A 17,477-nucleotide genomic window follows, 5' to 3' on the forward strand; every position below is an offset into this window, starting at 1 on the left:
CTACGTATATAATAACCTTAATCCTCTCTTTTGTTCTTTATGGTTAATTCACTAAATTTATAAAATGTAAACTTAAGCCGTATATAATTTATTGCTGGCTTCTTGCCTACTTGCGAAAGTCCTCGCGGACTTTCTTGGTCGGTAATTATTTACTAAATTAGTTGCTTGAAACACGCAACAAACCATATACAACAACGTTACAGCACATATGAGAAAAACCATCCGTAAAGACATAATTCCACTTCTGATTTCAGTAATTCTTGTGATAATTTCAATCGGAATTACATTGTTTACGGAATACGTTTTGAATTATAAACATTACGTGGGAATTGGACTCGTGGGAATTTCATCAGTCCTGTACTTTAAAAACAAAAAATTATATGTCTATATATTTGGACTAACTTTAATTGTCGGAATTATAAATCTGATTGACATTTATTACTCAAACATATCTTTCGGAATTGGATTAATTAAATTCAATCCAATATTTCTGACTTTATTTATTATTTTCTTGACTTTGAATAAGGAATTGTTGAATAAATTATTTCCTGAAAAGAAACTGAATGAAAATGATTTGGCAGAAAAAAATGCGGAAAACGAAAATCTGATTAAAAATTATGAACTAAAATTTCAATCAAAAACAGAATCGGAATTGAAAAGTATTGCGGATGAAAAAAGCGGATATGTGAACGAGGCGAAAATTGCTTCGAAAAACGTTTTGAGAAATAAATACGTGCTGTAACACCGTATATAATTTATTGCTTGCTTCTCGCCTACTTACGAAAGTCCTCGCGGACTTTCTTGGTCGGTAATTATTTACTAAATTAGTTGCTTGAAACACGCAACAAACCATATACAACAACGTTGGCAATAATTAACCAAAATCAAGAAAATTATGTTCGGAATAATAAACTTTGAGGCATTTATAATAGCTGGATTAATATTGAATTTAACACCAGGTGCTGATACAATGTATATTCTTGGGAGAAGTATTGCTCAAGGAAAAAAAGCTGGAATTTTATCAGCTTTGGGAATATCGACTGGAGCAGTTTTCCATATCATTTTTGCAACATTAGGATTATCTATTATACTCGCTAAATCTGCAATAACTTTTGAGATAGTTAAATATTTAGGAGCTGTTTACCTAATATTTTTAGGACTAAAAACAATCTTTAAAAAAGAAGATGGAAAATTTGAATTGAACAATGGAAACGAAATTGTGAATTATAAAAAGATTTATTTTTCTGGAATTATGACAAATATTCTGAACCCCAAAGTAGCCTTGTTTTTTCTTGCTTTTTTACCACAATTTATTGACCCAAATCATGTACAGAGCTCACTTCCATTTTTATTACTCGGAATTACATTCTTGTTAACAGGAACAATTTGGTGTTTAATTTTAGCTTTATTTGCTTCAAAACTATCTGACCGAATTAGAAAAAACTATAAAATAAAAATGTGGTTGGACAAAATAACTGGTGGAATTTTTGTCGCACTTGGAATAAAATTAGCATTAATGAAAAAATAACTATTGCCAACAAAGAACTGAGCTAAAAAATAAACAATTTCTTCATAAAATTAATTAAAATTAAAACTTATGCCGTATAAAATTTATTGCTGGTTTTAGCTCACTTGGGAATAGCGAAGCCTCGGGACGGTTCTTATTTGCTAAATTACGTGCTTAACCTGCAGCCATATTTCAGGACAAGTCATAAAATTCCATCTTATTTTTTTACCTCAGTCTATTAACATAGTTACTCGTAATATTTACTTCATAACATAAACTTGTTTTCCTGTTATTAAAGAAAGCTTACTACCTCTCCAAAATATTTCACCCTTAATCAAATCTGGTATGGTTATCTCGGCAAAAAGCTTAGAACCTGATTTCTTTAGTTTGAATATTATATTACCTTTTGCGGTGGGCAATAGTCCTTCAATAGTTTTCAATTCACCAAAAGATGGTGCAATACGTATTTCCTCAAAATTATTTTTTACAGATTGAATTCCTGCTAAATAATCGAAATAAAAATACGCTGGAGAAGTACTCCAAGGGTGCACCTCAGAGCGTGCTCGTTTCTCTTTACTATCAAACCGTTCTAATGTAGTCGTCATATGATTTGCAATCATTTCTTCCCATGGTTTTTGTGCTAAAGTAAAAAGTTCAGGTGCATTTACCTTTTTAATTGCTTCAAACAAATAATATCGATAATAATAAGTAGCTTGCAGCAATTCCTTGTCATTAAGCAATTTGATTAAAAGTTCTTTTTGAAGGCTCTCATCAACTGCATCGGTCAGAATGGCCATAATGTTTGTGTGTTGATCATAAATCGATTTATCTGGCCTTTCTGCAAACAATTTCTTTTCGCTGTCAAAACAAAGTTCATAAACGGATTTTTTTATTTCCATTGCCCTTTTTGCATATTGCTGCGAGGCCATTTCATCACCCATTTTTGCATACAACTTTGACGCATTCATTAAGGTATATACATAATGAAGGCTAACAATAGCTGAATTCTCCCCACCATTATTGGTGGCTGTACCTCCACCGTTATTTGGCCCGATATACCAGTCTACAAAATAGCGATACTTCGTTTTATTAACCAAATTTAAATCATTCATGTTCTTTTCAAATCCGCTTATTGTATGGGCTATTCCGTTTTTGTAGCTTCTAATAAAATCATCGTCTTCAGTTAATTTATAGTAGTCAGCTATCATATCAACCCAAATTAATGAATACGTAGGATATATAAAGGTAGAGCGAAGCGGATATGCTCCTAAAATATTTCCTTCTGAGTCTCGCGAATGGTGAAATTGCCGAATTGCGTTTTTTGTGTGAGCAAGATTACCGCTCATAGCATGCCATACTAGTGCTTGTATTTTAGTATCTCCTACATATTGCATTGTTTCATAGTAGGCATCACTCAAATAGTAATCTTGTGTACAAATATCGACAGTTCGTTTACATATCTCAAAAATGCGATTGTAAACTTCATTATCTGAATAAAATTGAGCAATTGATGGTATCGTAGTTCTTGTTTTATAATTCATAAAACTATTAAGGGTTAATGCTTCTTCTTTGGTCTCAATTTCAAATTCAATGAATCGAAAAGTACGCATCCAGTTTGGTAAAAACTTCTGAAACGCTTCGCCATTAGATATGATGTGGTCGTAATACCCCAGTAAAGTTTTGTTCTCCAAGTTATCTCGATCGCCCTTTTTGTTATTTGGGCCAAATAAATTTTCGGCATATTTTATTTTAATTGACGCATCCTTACCTTTACTGAAAACTAGTTCAGGAAATCCATTCATTACCACTTTCTGATCTAATAAGAAAGTAACTTTAGAATTTGAAGGAATTTGCATCTTTTCTTTTGGAAAATTAGATGTCTTACTGCTTGTTGATCTGACAATATTTTTCAGCTGTTCTTTTTCCCAAGAAAGCAAAGGAAGGTTTCTAGCTTCTAATAAATAGGCTATGGAACCACCCATACTACTTCCACTCTCAAAGAATTGATTATGTTGCCAGTCTGTATCATCAAAATCCAATAGCTGCCATGAGCTTTCAAATTTGTTCATATCTACAAAATCTGTAGGATTGTTTGCATAAAAACCACCTACTATTGATTTTTCGCCTTCCGTCCTCCAATTAATTTCTATCGCTTTGTAAGATTTATCAATACTACATTTCCAATGATCGGATTTACCAGATGTTGAAAGTACTTTTGCATTTTCTGTTACACCATTTACTAAAAGTGAAGTATATATAGATTGCATACCTAAAAAACGTCTTTTCCCAAAATCAACAACCTTAATAGCAACTATATTTTTTCCTTTTTTAAGATAATTCTTTAAATTCAATGTTTCATATTTCCAATGTTTAATATCACTTAATTGAGGGCCATGAGTAACAAATATTCCATTTATGTACATAAAATAATGATTGTCTGCTGAAATATTGACAATTAAATCTTCCGAGATATCATTAATCTCAAAAGTATTACGAAAAAGAATAACTTGATCTGACGGACCATTAATGTCAGGATGACTTACCCAACTTGCAGTTATTTTTTCTGGACCATACAACTCATCAGGATAATTTAATTCAGTTTGAGCTAATGCCAAAAATGAGATGGCTAAGAAAATATAAGTAACAAATAGTTTTTGCATTTTGAAAAAATTACGAATGTTTCATTTGCAATTTACTAGTAATTTACTAAATACAATGCATGAATTAATTTGACATATCTTTTATCAAAAAATATGTTTAATTAATTAGTGTTAAAAACAGTTCTTAGGGTAATTTTAACTTTAGAATTCACATATCGTCTGCTGTTTTTCTGAAGACGTGCTATTTATTATTTTTATATAGACTTATTGCAAGCTTTAAATTATGTTATTCAGAATACCCATAGATCGATTATAAATCATTTTGATGAGGATATAATTTGCGGTTTCAATCAGGTAATCAATTATCATATGTATGCCATTTACAGACCAGTTAATTCTATTCTATTAATTTTAAAAATATCAATAACTTTCATCAAAATTAGTAACATCAAAGAATATGTAACTACTATCTTTTCGAAAATATTTCATATCTTTATTCTTATTATTACCCTTTAATGAAAGTACAAATTATGTGAATTTTGGAATCTTATAGAATGGCATTAAATCTGGGTAAAATTGAGTTAAATTATTTCCAAAGACTCGGTATTAAAAAAGTTTATAATTGCTGCTTATTTAGCCACTTTAATCCTCTTTTTTTAATTATTGATTGAATACATTTGAAACATATTTATAAAACTATCCTGAGTTATACTTAAATATTTCCAGTAAGCTTATTATGCACTATTAATAATTTTAAAAATGAAGTTATCCTACATTGTTATTTTCGCAACAATCTTGATTTTGTCATCTTGTAAAAAAGCAGAAAATCAGGTTAAGAAACCTAATTTTATTTTGATTTCATGCGAAGACATCAGTCCTTATTTGAGTTTTTATGGCGATAGTACAGCCAAAACTCCAAATCTAAATCAATTATCAAAGGAAAGCCTGATATTTGACAATGCATTTGCAACAGCAGGAGTTTGTTCTCCCAGTCGTTCAAGCATTATTACTGGCATGCATCCTGTAAGTATTGGCACACACAATATGCGGACTGGAGGAGATGCAGTTGGTTGGGGAATGAGACATTATGAAAATCTTAGCAAAGACCTTATAGATAGTGAAGGTACTCCCTTCTCTATGTATTCAGCAGTACTGCCACCTGAGGTAAAATGTTTTACCAATTTTATGCGTGAAACGGGTTATTTTTGTACCAACAATTATAAAACAGACCTACAGTTTGCCTCTCCTCTCTCTGCATGGGATGAGAATAGCGAAGATGCCCATTTTAAAAATCGTAAAGAAAATCAGCCGTTTTTGGCAATTTTCAATCATATGATTACACACGAATCACGCCTGTGGGAAAAATCAAAGGACAGTTTACGAGTCAATCCTAACAACGTAAAACTACCTTCATACATTGCCGATTTTGACCAATCACGCGTAGATTTTGCTCGAAATTATTCAAACATCGAGGAACTAGATGCACAAGTTGGAAATTTACTCAACGAATTACAAAAATCAGGTGAATACGAAAATACTTATATCATCTTTTATAGTGATCATGGTGGTCCTCTACCTCGTGGAAAAAGAATGATTTATGATAGTGGCTTGAAAGCACCTTTTATGATACGTTTTCCTAACAAATCTCGGACTGGACGCACAGACCATTTAGTTTCATTTGTAGACATTGCTCCTACTATTTTATCATTGGCTAACATTGACATTCCAGAATACATTCAAGGGAAGGCCTTTTTAGGAAGTCAAAAGACTGAAGAACAGGAATATATTTTTGGCTCTGGTGATCGTTTTGATAATTGTTATGATCGTGTTCGTTGTATACGTAACAAAAACTACATGCTGGTAAAAAATTATTATACAAATAAACCCCGTTATATGGATATTGAATATCGCAAAAAAATCCCAATGATGCCTGAATTTCTACGTATGCGAGATGATGGTGAGTTAAACGATACTCAAATGTTATGGTTTAACCCCACAAAGCCTGAGATAGAATTTTATGATGTAAATGCTGACCCTGAACAGGTAAATAATATTGCTGACCTACCAGAATTTAAGCAGAAAATTAATACTATGCATGCGGATTTAGAGAGCTGGCAAAACAAAATTAAAGATAAAGGAAATATACCTGAAGCTCAATTACTATTGAGCAATTGGCCCAATATGGAGCAACCATTTACAGCTTTACCAGAAGTAAACTTAATTAATGACAAATATAAAGTTTCATGTACTACAGAAGGAGCAGATGTTGTATACAGATACAGCAACTCTTCAGATATAATTGAAGAACTAGATCATTGGAAACTATACACAGAACCAATAAAAGAACAGGAAAGTAAATATTTACATGTACGTTCTACACGAATTGGTTTTGTAGATAGCAAACCCGTTATTATAAAGATGTAATAAAAAATAAGCAGGACAGAAATACAACAATAAACAAACTATGGAGATTTTTTTTCCAAACCAAAGATATACGAGTAAAGGTGAACCTGATTTAGGGGTTGGTATTTTAAAAGAAGCCAGCAAAGAAAAAGTACAAATCTATTTTCCTTTGTCTAATGAAACACGATTATACGCAGTTGAAAGTGCTCCTTTGCAACGTGTTATTTTTAAAATTGGTGATACAATAATGGATGCCAAAGGGCAACCATTACTTATAGAACATGTTGAAATAGTCGACAATCTATACGTCTATTATGGCGAAGACAAAAAAATAACTGAGGCAGCACTAGGTGATGTGTCAGCAAATCACAGTGTAGATGACCGTCTTTTTATGGGAGATGTAGATACACCTCAAGCCTTTGCTTTACGTAGAGAAACTTTACAACATGAATATAAACGGAGATTATCGCCTGTACATGGATTTGTAGGCGGAAGAATCGATCTTATTCCACATCAATTGTATATTGCACATGAGGTGAGTTCAAGATATGCTCCTCGTGTCTTACTCTCTGACCAAGTTGGGCTTGGTAAAACTATTGAAGCTTGTTTAATCCTTCATCGTTTATTATTAAGCGGACGCATTTCTAGAGTGCTCATTCTTGTGCCTGAATCGTTATTACATCAATGGTTTGTTGAAGTTTTACGTCGATTTAATATGTGGTTTAATATTTTTGATGAAGAACGTTGTGAAGCACTTGATGACAATGCACCTGATGGTAATCCTTTTTTAGACAATCAACTTATTATTTGTAGTACTGAATTTTTAGCCGGTTCTGCCAAGCGAACAAAGCAAGCGATTTCGGCTAACTGGGATATGCTTGTGGTAGATGAAGCTCATAATCTGGAATGGTCTGTTAACAACATAAGCCCAGAATATCGTATTGTAGAACTTTTGAGTAAGGTTGCAAAAGGGTTATTACTGCTTACGGCTACCCCAGAACAATTAGGCGTAGAAAGTCATTTTGCACGACTCCGATTACTTGATCCTAACAGGTATGAAAACTATGATGATTTTATAAATGAATCTTCCAATCATAAAAATATTGCCTCTATTGTTGAAAAATTACATCTAGGAAAAGACCTAAATACTAAGGATACAAAAATTTTAGAAACACTTTTCTCAAAAGAGAGCGTACAATTGGTAATTGATGGAAAAGCTGGTGCAAAAGATAATCTTATTGAAAATCTACTAGACCAACATGGACCAGGCAGAGTATTATTCCGAAATACTAGATCTGGAATGAGTGGCTTTCCAAAACGAAAGGCACATCTAATTCCCATAAAAGTTGTAAAAGACAAGGAACTGTGGTTAGAACGTTTAAGCAATGAATTTGCCTATGAAATGACTCCAGATGAAACGACAAATAATCAACAATTTTGGTTTGCGAAAGATCCACGTGTTCAATGGCTGTTAACTATGATAAAAGAGCTTTATCCTGCAAAAGTATTGCTTATCTGTAAGCAAAAAGAAAAGGTGCTGGCTTTAGAAGAAATCTTAACAAAACGTGGGAATTTTAAAGTAGGTGTATTTCATGAAGAGCTAACCATTGTACAACGTGATAGAAATGCGGCATGGTTCTCAGAAGCCGATGGTGCTCAAATACTTCTTTGTTCAGAAATAGGGAGCGAAGGTCGAAATTTTCAATTCGCTCATCACCTCATCTTATTTGATTTGCCTTTGAACCCTGAATTGTTGGAGCAGCGAATAGGACGCCTCGACAGAATTGGTCAAAAAAAAGATATTCATATTCATATTCCTTATCTTATCAATAGTCCACAACATATACTTGTAAGATGGTTTCATGAAGGCCTGAATGCCTTTGAAAACAACATTGAAGGTGGAAATAAAATATCTAAATTATTTAGCAATCGATTACTTGAATTATCGAAATCAAATACTGAAGCCGTACATAAAACAGGATTAGAAACTTTAATTACGGAAACGTCAACGTTCCAAAAAGAGCTACAAAAAAGTTTAGCCGATGGCCGAGATAAATTACTAGAAATGAATTCTTTTCGTCCAAAAATAGCTACAAAACTAATCAAACAAATTAAAGCGGAAGACAACGATAAAAGTCTTGAAAATTATATGACCAAAGTCTTTAACCATTTTGATATTGAAATGGAAGACCTCGCTTCTCGAAGCTATTATTTAAAACCTACCTCTCTAATCACTGAAATTTTTCCGTCTATACCTACGGAAGGCATTGGCGTTACATTTGACAGAAAACATGCTCTTAGCAGAGAGGAAATCAGTTTCCTTAGTTGGGATCATCCCATGACCACCGATGCCATAGATATGGTGTTAAGTTCAGGTACAGGTAGTGCTAGTTATGGAGTTCTAAAGGGAAGTAAAAGCCCTGGTCTTCTACTTGAAATCATTTTTATTCTTGAAACACCAACACGACAAAACATAGCTGTAGACCGTTTTCTACCCAACACACCACTAAGAGTTATTGTAGACCATGCGGGTAATGAAGTTACAGAGGAATACCCTGTAGAATTATTAAACAAAAAATTAAGACCTGGTCAAATAGACGCTTTACTGGATAATGAAGCCATCGTTGAAACACTACTACCCAATATGATTGCAGTGGCTACAAAAATCGCTAATGAGATGAGCAACAAAGCAATAGTAAATGGTTTAGATAGCATGAACTTAACATTAAATCATGAAATTGACAGACTAAAACTATTACAAGAGAAAAACAATAATATAAGACCAGAAGAAATTCAAATAGCGTGCAATGACCAAATAGCCCTAACTGCAATCATTAAAAATGCACGTGTAAGGATGGATGCTATTCAATTGATAAGAAAAGAGTAAAACTGCTACCCTTAACCTTTATATAGTGATTCAAAATAAAATACCTGAAAGTTTAACCCGAAAATTCTTTTTTTCTTTTATTTAAAACAATCCCAAAAGTTGCTTTGAATTTTCTAGTACGTGTTTTATTTGTTACTTTAGTAGTTTACACTCAAACCATAACACAACGTTACTTCAACTGACAAAAATCACATATCACCCTCATTATTAAATTTTTATGAAACACAATTTAAAATACTTTTTGTTTGCTATTTTTCTAATTACAACACTTTTTTATCAAAGTTGTGAAAAAGCAACTCCAGATAATTGGAAATGGGAAACAATATCAACAATTGGAGAACCCACTGCGAGACATGAAGCTGGTTTCGTAGCTTACAAATCAAAACTTTACTTAATGGGCGGTCGTAGAATCAATCCAACTTCAGAATTTGACCCGAGCACCAATACATGGACTGAAAAATCACCTTCTCCGATTGAATTACATCATTTTCAACCTGTAGTATATGGTGATGCTATTTATATTATTGGGGCAATGACTGGACAATGGCCAAATGAAAAACCTGTGGACCAAATTATTATTTACTATCCTGAACGTGATGAATATGTTTATGGTGATTCTATTCCAAAACACCGAAAACGAGGTGGTGCCGGTGCTGTTGTTTATAAAGACAAAATTTACCTTGTTGGTGGTATTATAAATGGACATATGAATGGTTTTAAACCATGGTTTGATGAATACAATCCTAAAACTAAAGAATGGAAAACATTGACAGACGCTCCTAATGCACGCGACCATTTTCAAACAGTGGTAAGCAATGACAAGCTATATGCTTTTGCCGGCCGTACTACCTCAAGAATAACCAAAGAAGATTTTTCACTAACAGTGAACCATGGAAATACCTATAACTTTTTGACTCAAAAATGGGAACCCGTAACTAATGATACCGCAATACCCACGATGCGAGCAGGTAATTCTGCCCTTGCTTGGAATGGATCTATTGTTATTGCAGGTGGCGAAAGTATGGTACAAGAACTGGCTCACAATCAAGTAGAAGCTTATAATACAAAAACAAAACTATGGAGTAAATGGCCGTCTTTAAATCAAGGACGACATGGTTCTGGACTTGCCGTTATTGGTGATTATGTTTATACTGCTTCAGGATGTGGAAAACGTGGTGGAGAACCTGAATTGACAACCATTGAACGTTTACAACTCCCTAAGGGTAACGCAGCACCATTGACTGAAATTGCTGATACCACGCCTATTTATCAACAATACAACACACTGACCATACCTTTTGAAGGTCCTGAAACATCGGAAACCGATGCTATGAATCCTTTTCTAACCTATCGCTTAAGTGTTGAATTTCAGCATGAAGATACGAAGCAAACCATACGCGGGTTTTACGCTGCAGATGGAGATGCTGCTGAAACAAGTGCCAATACTGGAAAAATATGGAAAGTTCGGTTTACGCCTAATAAAATTGGAAAATGGACGTATACTGCGAAACTCCAAAAAGGAGATAGTATTGCGTTAACTGACGACTTAACTATTGGAGAGCTTATACCAATGACGAATGCAAAAGGCAACTTTATAATTGTAAATTCTGATAAAGAAGGAGATGACTTTAGAGGAAAAGGAAGGCTAGAAGCGGATAAAGGTTATTTCAAATTTCGTAACACAAATGATTATTGGTTAAAAGTAGGTACTAATAGTCCTGAAAACTTATTGGGCTATGTAGATTTTGACGATACCTATCGCATGAAATCTGAAGCTAGAGAAGGAGAAGCCGCTGCAACTGAAAACATTCACACATACACTCCACATTTAAAAGACTGGAATACAGGTGACCCGTCCTGGAAAAAAGGTAAAGGAAAATCTCTTGTTGGAGCAATTAACTATCTGTCCTCAAAAGGAATGAATTCCGCTTATTTTTTAACATTAAACATTTTAGGAGATGGTAAGGATGTATGGCCTTATGTTACTCCAGATAATTTTACCCGTTTTGACGTTAGTAAGTTAGAGCAATGGGAAATCGTTTTTCAACACATGCAATCTAAAGGTATTTTACTGCATATGGTTTTACAAGAAACCGAGAATGAAACCATGCTTGACAATGGTGATATGGGACCATTACGTCAGCTTTATTTTAGAGAACTGATGGCTCGTTTTGGGCATCACCTCGCTTTAGTTTGGAATTTAGGAGAAGAAAACGGCCCCGCTTCTTGGTCACCGATCGGCCAAAATGATAAGCAACGAAAAGCAATGGCTACATTTTTAAAAGAAACAGACCCCTACCAACACCCTGTATTATTGCATACACATTCTGAAGATCCATTGAGAGAAGATATTCTCAATGATATACTTGGATATAAAGACTTAGATGGCCTATCCTTACAACAGGCAAAACGTGAAGAGGCAAGTACTGTTGTAGAAACATGGAGAAAAAAATCAAAAGCTGCGGGTAAAGATTGGCTTATCACTATGGATGAAATTGGTATGTGGCATACGGGTGCTCTAACAGATACTCAAGACGCTAATCATTTTTCATTGCGACATTATGCCCTTTGGGGAACATTGATGTCAGGTGCCGCTGGTGTTGAATGGTATTTTGGTGCAAAACAACCACAAAATGACTTAACTTCTGAAGATTGGAGACAAAGAGATCATCTTTGGGAAATAACAAACCATGCAAAAGTGTTTTTCAATACCTATTTACCGTATTGGGAAATGCAGCCTAAGCATAGTTTAATTAATTCAAAAGAGGCATATTGCTTAAGAAAAGTGAATGAAATTTATGCGGTATACCTACCAAAATTAGGCAGATATACCATTGACCTAAGTGAAGCCTCAGGTGATTTTCAAATACATTGGTATAATCCATTTACTGGTGGGCCATTACAAACAGGCTCAGTTAAAACAATCTCTGGAGGTGGAATACGGTCATTGACAATACCAAAAGAACTTTCTACTACTGAAAAAAATACAGATTGGGTTGTGCTTATTAGAAAAAATGTTGAAATTAATCAAACGTCTAATTAATTATGCATAGCCGCAGAAAATTCATTTATGATATCACAAAAGGAATGGCTTTTGTTGCCTTAGCACAATCTGGAATTTCTTGTAAAACGAAAGAGCAACCGGCTTTTAGTGACCGAATGCTTCCTGCACCTGTTGGTGGAGGCTTTGAAATGGAAAACTATTGGGTATGGGGTTCTTCTGTGATAAAAGGTGAAGATGGAAAATATCATATGTTTGCTTCTCGTTGGCCAAAAGATATTGGCTTTGGTAAATGGGTTACTAATTCTGAAATTGTTAGAGCTGTATCTGATACTCCAGTAGGTCCATATACCTTTCAAGAAGTTGTTTTACCGATACGAGGTAAAGATTATTTTGATGGTTTGGTTACCCATAATCCTAGAATAATAAAATATGGTGACTATTACCTACTTTATTATTTTGGTACTACATACGATTTTAAAATTCCAGAAACCAATGTAAATATTTGGGGAGATGACAGAGCACGTAAAGCATGGATGAACAAAAGAATTGGTATGGCTTATTCTAAATCAGTTTTAGGTCCATGGAGACGTATGGATCAACCGGTATTAGAACCACGACCAGGAAAATGGGATGCTACGATAACATCAAATCCCGCTCCTGTAGTTAATGAAAAAACAGGTGAAATTCTATTAATTTACAAATCATCTACAAATGGCCCAGAACCGCCTTTATTATTAGGTGTAAGTAAAGCTGCTGGCATGCAAGGTCCTTATCTGAGAATTAAAGACGAACCTATATTTAATTTAGACACTAGTAAAACGAATGAAAATGATGTAGAAGACCCTTTTGTATGGTGGGCAGGTGATCATTATGAACTTATAATGAAAGATCGCTTTGGTCATATTTGTGGTGAAAAGGGCGGTGGAATTCATGCCTTATCGAAGGATGGCATTCATTGGGAATTTGCTCCTAATCCATTAGCCTATAGTAAAACTATTTTATGGGATAATGGGAAAACTGTTTATCAAAACCATTTTGAAAGACCTTCACTATTAATTGAAGACGGTAAGCCAACGCATCTTTTTGCAGCAACAGGTATTGGATCTAAAGAATGGACATTTGAAAAAACTTGGAATATGGTAATTCCTTTACAATCATAAAAGAATATCTAATTAGGTTATAATGTCATTTTTGTGCAAACCTCATCATTAACTCTATAATCACTCTAATTAAGCCGTAATAATTTTATGGCTCATTGCAATAATTAAAAATAATGACCACATTACCTGTAATAGCCTCTACCCTTTCCGCAACAGCTTTAGGTGAATTCGCCAAAGAACACTATGGATTACATAAAAATTTTAATTGTAAATTATTTAGAACAGGGATGAATCACACGTATTTCCTATCAGATAATGAAAGTAAATATGTTCTAAGAGTATACAGCCATAATTGGAGATCAGATTCTGAAATCAATGAAGAATTAACATTTTTAAACTTACTAAATGAAAATCATTTAAGTGTTTCAATTCCTATCCCCGATAAAAATGGCACCCTTATTCAAGAAATTAAAGCTCCTGAAGGTATGCGGTATGCTGTTCTTTTTTCTTTTGCTAAAGGAGATAAAATTAGATTTATGAATGAGGAAACCTGCTACGCAATAGGTTCTCTAATGGCTAACCTTCATAAAACCACTTTAAACAACACTATTAATCGTATTACCTATAATAAAAAGTCGCTTATAGAATTGCCTTATCAGTACTTGAAGCAACACTTTTCTGAGCGTTTACCTGAAATGGAATACATTAAAAACATTGGCACGTCTTTTACAAATAAAGATTTTGAAAATTCCAAAAAAGGAATTGTCCATTTGGATATATGGTATGATAATATGGCCATTACTAAAACTAAAGAAATTACAATCTTCGACTTTGATTTTTGCGGAAATGGATCGCAAATTTTGGATATTGCTTATTTCTGTAATCAGTTATTTAATATAGAATCTGACAAAAAATTGTACGAAACAAAAATGCAACATTTTTTAGAAGGCTACCATAAAACAAATCCCTTATCCAATAATGAACTTACATTAATTCCAAAAGCAGGGTTGGCCATATTCGTGTTTTATTTGGGTGTTCAAAGTCAAAGGTTTGATTGGTCTAATATTTTTCTCACTGAAAATTACCTAAAAATGTATACAAACAGAATGAAATCTTGGACAGCATATAACGATTCTAATAAAATAGGTTTAAAGAATTCTCAGATTTAATTGTAGGAAGTAATCTTTGAAGTATTGAGAAAGCACATCTATCCGCTACTTTTTCGTTTCAAATAATGTACTTAGAATTGTCACAAAATTAAAATAATGTTATTTCTAATCATAAAAAAGCCACTTCAGTTGAAGTGGCTTTTTATTGTAATTATTTACGATTGTATGCTTCTTATAACGGATTAGTTGTCAATAGACCCCATAACACGTTTCATAAATGAATTTAAGGCTTCTTTTTTGGGAGTACCTTCTTTAATCATTTTATTTACTTCTAAAGCACCGTACATATTAGAGATAATTTCTCCTATAACATCAAGTTCTTCATCTTTTAATGAAGGTAACTCTGTTAAGTGTTCTAATGTTTCGATAGTTTCGACTAAAAAATCTTCATCATTGTCTTCAATGAATTGGGACAAATGCTTAATTACTGGTAACTTCATCAACTAATTCTTTTAACACATCTAACTTATTCGTTTGTGTTTGATTAACAAAAGTGCCATTTTTAAAAGTAGCAAATGTTGGTAGGTTATCTACCGTTGCTAATTTTCTAGATTCTGGAAATTTTTCAGCATCAGCTATTACAAAAGTAATATTTTCTAATTCAGAGGCCAATTTCTTAACCTTTGGTTTCATAATTCTACAATTACCACACCATGTGGCAGAATACTGTACAACAACGGTTTCATTGCTGTTCACTATTTCTTGTAAGTTATCTTCACTTAACTCTTGAACCATAATTATATATTTTAAATTACAAACTCTAAATTTCAATAAATTCAAAATTTAGAGTCTGATATATTATTAATTAGTGAGAAGCTAAATATTCAGCAGTTCCTTTTGCATTTGCTTGCATAGCTTCTTTACCTTCTTCCCAGTTTGCAGGACAAACTTCACCTTTTTCTTGAACATGAGTTAAAGCATCAACAATACGTAAGTATTCATTCACGTTTCTACCAATGGGCATATTGTTTATACTTTCGTGTTGTACAACACCATCTTCATCAATAACATATGTTGCTCTATAGGTTACATTATCACCTTCAACCTGAACCGTTCCTGTAGCTTCATCATACGTTTCATTAGTAATATCTAAAATACCTAAGATACTTGATAAATTACGGTTACTATCAGCTAATATTGGATAAGTAACACCTTCTATACCTCCATTATCTTTTGGTGTATTTAACCATGCAAAATGCACTTCTGGCGTATCACAAGATGCACCAATTACAATTGTATTTCTCTTTTCAAATTCAGCCATAGCTCCTTGAAATGCGTGCAATTCAGTTGGACATACAAATGTGAAATCTTTTGGATACCAAAACAACAATACTTTTTTGTTGTTATTTTTTGCTTCTTCGAATACATTTACTTTAAATGTATCGCCCATTTCATTCATTGCGTCTACATTTAAATCTGGAAATTTTTTACCTACTAATGTCATTTTTTTATTGTTTTAAGCGTTATTTTCTGAGTACAAATATAACATGCAAAAAACTCAAAACATAGCGATGATTATGCAATTTTTTTATATGATTATAAAATTTACTTATAGTAATAAAATTACTATACTATTTACTTATAATTGCCAATTTGAATAAAACAATAATGAGATAATTCTATTTGCTTGCAAACAACTTTACATCATCTTCAGACACTTCGGTATTACCTAAAATAATTAAGCGTTCTACCACATTACGTAGTTCGCGTATATTACCGGTCCAATCGTATTCTTGTAGTTTTTTTATGGCCTTATCAGAAAATGATTTTTTAGCGGTTCCTTGTTCATTTGCAATTTTTTCAGCGAAGAAATTTATCAATAAAGGAATGTCTTCTCGTCTGTCGTTTAGAGCAGGTACTTTAATTAAAATCACAGCCAATCTATGATATAAATCTTCCCTAAAATTACCTTCAGATATTTCTTTTTTCAAATTTTTATTAGTTGCTGCCACAACACGAACGTTGACTTTTATATCTCTGTCACTACCTACTCTACTAATTTTATTTTCTTGTAAAGCTCTTAACACTTTCGCTTGAGCTGATAGGCTCATATCGCCAATTTCATCTAAGAAGATGGTACCTCCATTTGCAGCTTCAAACTTACCTGCTCTGTCTTTATTTGCACCAGTAAATGATCCTTTTACATGCCCAAACAATTCACTTTCTATTAATTCTGATGGAATTGCTGCACAATTCACTTCTACCATAGGCGATTTAGAGCGTTCACTTTTTTCGTGCAACCAATGTGCTACCAACTCTTTTCCTGTTCCATTTGGACCAGTAATTAGAACTCTAGCATCCGTAACGGCAACTTTTTCTATAATACCTTTAATATGTGAAATAGCATCACTATCACCAACCATTTCATAATTTTTACTGACCTTTTTCTTTAGTTTTTTATTTTCTACAACTAAACTCTTCTTATCTAAGGCATTCCGTACTGCATTCAATAATCTATTTAAATCTGGCGGCTTAGAAATATAATCAAATGCTCCCAAACGCATCGTTTGTACAGCGGTATCTAAATCACCGTGCCCAGAAATCATTAGCATTGGTATTTCAGGTTTTATTTTTTGTGTTTTTTCCAAAACCTCTACCCCATCCATTTTTGGCATTTTAATATCACATAACACCAAATCATAATCATTATTCTTGATCATTTCCATACCCACAAGACCGTCTTCAGCCTCTTCAACTTCGTACGTGGCGTTTTCTTCAGAAATAATCTTTTTTAATACTCTGCGGATAGCCGCTTCATCTTCAATAACTAATATTTTTGGCATTTTATTTAGGATTTTTCGTCGGAA

General features: G+C 33.3%; 12 protein-coding genes. 7 read left to right on the forward strand and 5 right to left on the reverse strand.

The window, feature by feature from the left end; translation table 11 throughout:
• Positions 1 to 208 precede the first annotated feature (208 nt).
• Together JBL43_RS03440 and JBL43_RS03445 are read left to right on the forward strand one after the other, a co-directional pair.
• The gene (locus JBL43_RS03440; RefSeq protein ID WP_198840091.1) at positions 209 to 742 is read left to right on the forward strand and encodes a hypothetical protein; all 534 of its coding nucleotides are present in this window, start codon (positions 209 to 211) and stop codon (positions 740 to 742) included.
• 153 nt (positions 743 to 895) lie between these two features.
• Positions 896 to 1,528: a LysE family translocator gene (locus JBL43_RS03445; protein WP_198840092.1), complete on the forward strand. Its 633-nt coding sequence runs from the start codon at positions 896 to 898 to the stop codon at positions 1,526 to 1,528.
• A 239-nt stretch (positions 1,529 to 1,767) separates the two neighbouring features.
• On the opposite strand, the gene JBL43_RS03450 is transcribed toward JBL43_RS03445, so the two are convergent.
• Positions 1,768 to 4,167, reverse strand: coding sequence for an alpha-L-rhamnosidase-related protein (locus JBL43_RS03450; RefSeq protein ID WP_198840093.1), 2,400 nt, complete (start codon positions 4,165 to 4,167; stop codon positions 1,768 to 1,770).
• 699 nt (positions 4,168 to 4,866) lie between these two features.
• On the opposite strand from JBL43_RS03450, the gene JBL43_RS03455 reads away from it, so the two are divergent.
• The 5 genes from JBL43_RS03455 (at position 4,867) to JBL43_RS03475 (ending at position 14,670) form a co-directional block, all read left to right on the forward strand.
• A complete protein-coding gene (locus JBL43_RS03455) occupies positions 4,867 to 6,531 on the forward strand; it encodes a sulfatase family protein (protein ID WP_198840094.1) in 1,665 nt (554 codons plus the stop codon).
• A 40-nt stretch (positions 6,532 to 6,571) separates the two neighbouring features.
• On the forward strand, positions 6,572 to 9,397 hold the full coding sequence (gene rapA / locus JBL43_RS03460) for an RNA polymerase-associated protein RapA (protein ID WP_198840095.1): 2,826 nt from the start codon (positions 6,572 to 6,574) through the stop codon (positions 9,395 to 9,397).
• 217 nt (positions 9,398 to 9,614) lie between these two features.
• Positions 9,615 to 12,440 carry a Kelch repeat-containing protein gene (locus tag JBL43_RS03465; RefSeq protein ID WP_198840096.1) on the forward strand — a complete coding sequence of 942 codons (2,826 nt, stop codon included), beginning with the start codon at positions 9,615 to 9,617 and terminating at the stop codon, positions 12,438 to 12,440.
• A 2-nt stretch (positions 12,441 to 12,442) separates the two neighbouring features.
• Positions 12,443 to 13,561 carry a glycoside hydrolase family protein gene (locus JBL43_RS03470; RefSeq protein WP_198840097.1) on the forward strand — a complete coding sequence of 373 codons (1,119 nt, stop codon included), beginning with the start codon at positions 12,443 to 12,445 and terminating at the stop codon, positions 13,559 to 13,561.
• A gap of 113 nt (positions 13,562 to 13,674) precedes the next feature.
• Positions 13,675 to 14,670: a phosphotransferase gene (locus tag JBL43_RS03475; protein WP_198840098.1), complete on the forward strand. Its 996-nt coding sequence runs from the start codon at positions 13,675 to 13,677 to the stop codon at positions 14,668 to 14,670.
• A 182-nt stretch (positions 14,671 to 14,852) separates the two neighbouring features.
• Here the strand turns inward: JBL43_RS03475 and JBL43_RS03480 are convergent, their stop codons facing one another.
• From JBL43_RS03480 to JBL43_RS03495, 4 genes are all read right to left on the reverse strand, one after another.
• Complete coding sequence (locus JBL43_RS03480) at positions 14,853 to 15,110, reverse strand: DUF6952 family protein (protein ID WP_198840099.1); 258 nt, start codon at positions 15,108 to 15,110, stop codon at positions 14,853 to 14,855.
• Positions 15,091 to 15,405 carry a thioredoxin family protein gene (locus tag JBL43_RS03485; protein WP_138948816.1) on the reverse strand — a complete coding sequence of 105 codons (315 nt, stop codon included), beginning with the start codon at positions 15,403 to 15,405 and terminating at the stop codon, positions 15,091 to 15,093. Before JBL43_RS03485 ends, JBL43_RS03480 begins: the two co-directional genes overlap by 20 nt.
• Positions 15,406 to 15,475: 70 nt before the next feature.
• Positions 15,476 to 16,114: a peroxiredoxin gene (locus JBL43_RS03490; protein ID WP_198840100.1), complete on the reverse strand. Its 639-nt coding sequence runs from the start codon at positions 16,112 to 16,114 to the stop codon at positions 15,476 to 15,478.
• A gap of 175 nt (positions 16,115 to 16,289) precedes the next feature.
• Positions 16,290 to 17,453, reverse strand: coding sequence for a sigma-54-dependent transcriptional regulator (locus JBL43_RS03495; protein WP_198840101.1), 1,164 nt, complete (start codon positions 17,451 to 17,453; stop codon positions 16,290 to 16,292).
• Positions 17,454 to 17,477: the final 24 nt, after the last annotated feature.

Origin of the sequence: Aureibaculum flavum (genome assembly GCF_016406085.1) — a bacterium.
In the GTDB taxonomy this organism is placed as follows: Bacteria; Bacteroidota; Bacteroidia; order Flavobacteriales; family Flavobacteriaceae; genus Aureibaculum; species Aureibaculum flavum.

Bases quoted from the DNA above. Each gene is read 5' to 3' on its own strand.
- JBL43_RS03440 (WP_198840091.1), top strand. From the start codon at position 209: ATGAGAAAAACCATCCGTAAAGACATAATTCCACTTCTGATTTCAGTA.
- JBL43_RS03445 (WP_198840092.1), top strand. From the start codon at position 896: ATGTTCGGAATAATAAACTTTGAGGCATTTATAATAGCTGGATTAATA.
- JBL43_RS03450 (WP_198840093.1), bottom strand. From the start codon at position 4,167: ATGCAAAAACTATTTGTTACTTATATTTTCTTAGCCATCTCATTTTTG.
- JBL43_RS03455 (WP_198840094.1), top strand. From the start codon at position 4,867: ATGAAGTTATCCTACATTGTTATTTTCGCAACAATCTTGATTTTGTCA.
- rapA (WP_198840095.1), top strand. From the start codon at position 6,572: ATGGAGATTTTTTTTCCAAACCAAAGATATACGAGTAAAGGTGAACCT.
- JBL43_RS03465 (WP_198840096.1), top strand. From the start codon at position 9,615: ATGAAACACAATTTAAAATACTTTTTGTTTGCTATTTTTCTAATTACA.
- JBL43_RS03470 (WP_198840097.1), top strand. From the start codon at position 12,443: ATGCATAGCCGCAGAAAATTCATTTATGATATCACAAAAGGAATGGCT.
- JBL43_RS03475 (WP_198840098.1), top strand. From the start codon at position 13,675: ATGACCACATTACCTGTAATAGCCTCTACCCTTTCCGCAACAGCTTTA.
- JBL43_RS03480 (WP_198840099.1), bottom strand. From the start codon at position 15,110: ATGAAGTTACCAGTAATTAAGCATTTGTCCCAATTCATTGAAGACAAT.
- JBL43_RS03485 (WP_138948816.1), bottom strand. From the start codon at position 15,405: ATGGTTCAAGAGTTAAGTGAAGATAACTTACAAGAAATAGTGAACAGC.
- JBL43_RS03490 (WP_198840100.1), bottom strand. From the start codon at position 16,114: ATGACATTAGTAGGTAAAAAATTTCCAGATTTAAATGTAGACGCAATG.
- JBL43_RS03495 (WP_198840101.1), bottom strand. From the start codon at position 17,453: ATGCCAAAAATATTAGTTATTGAAGATGAAGCGGCTATCCGCAGAGTA.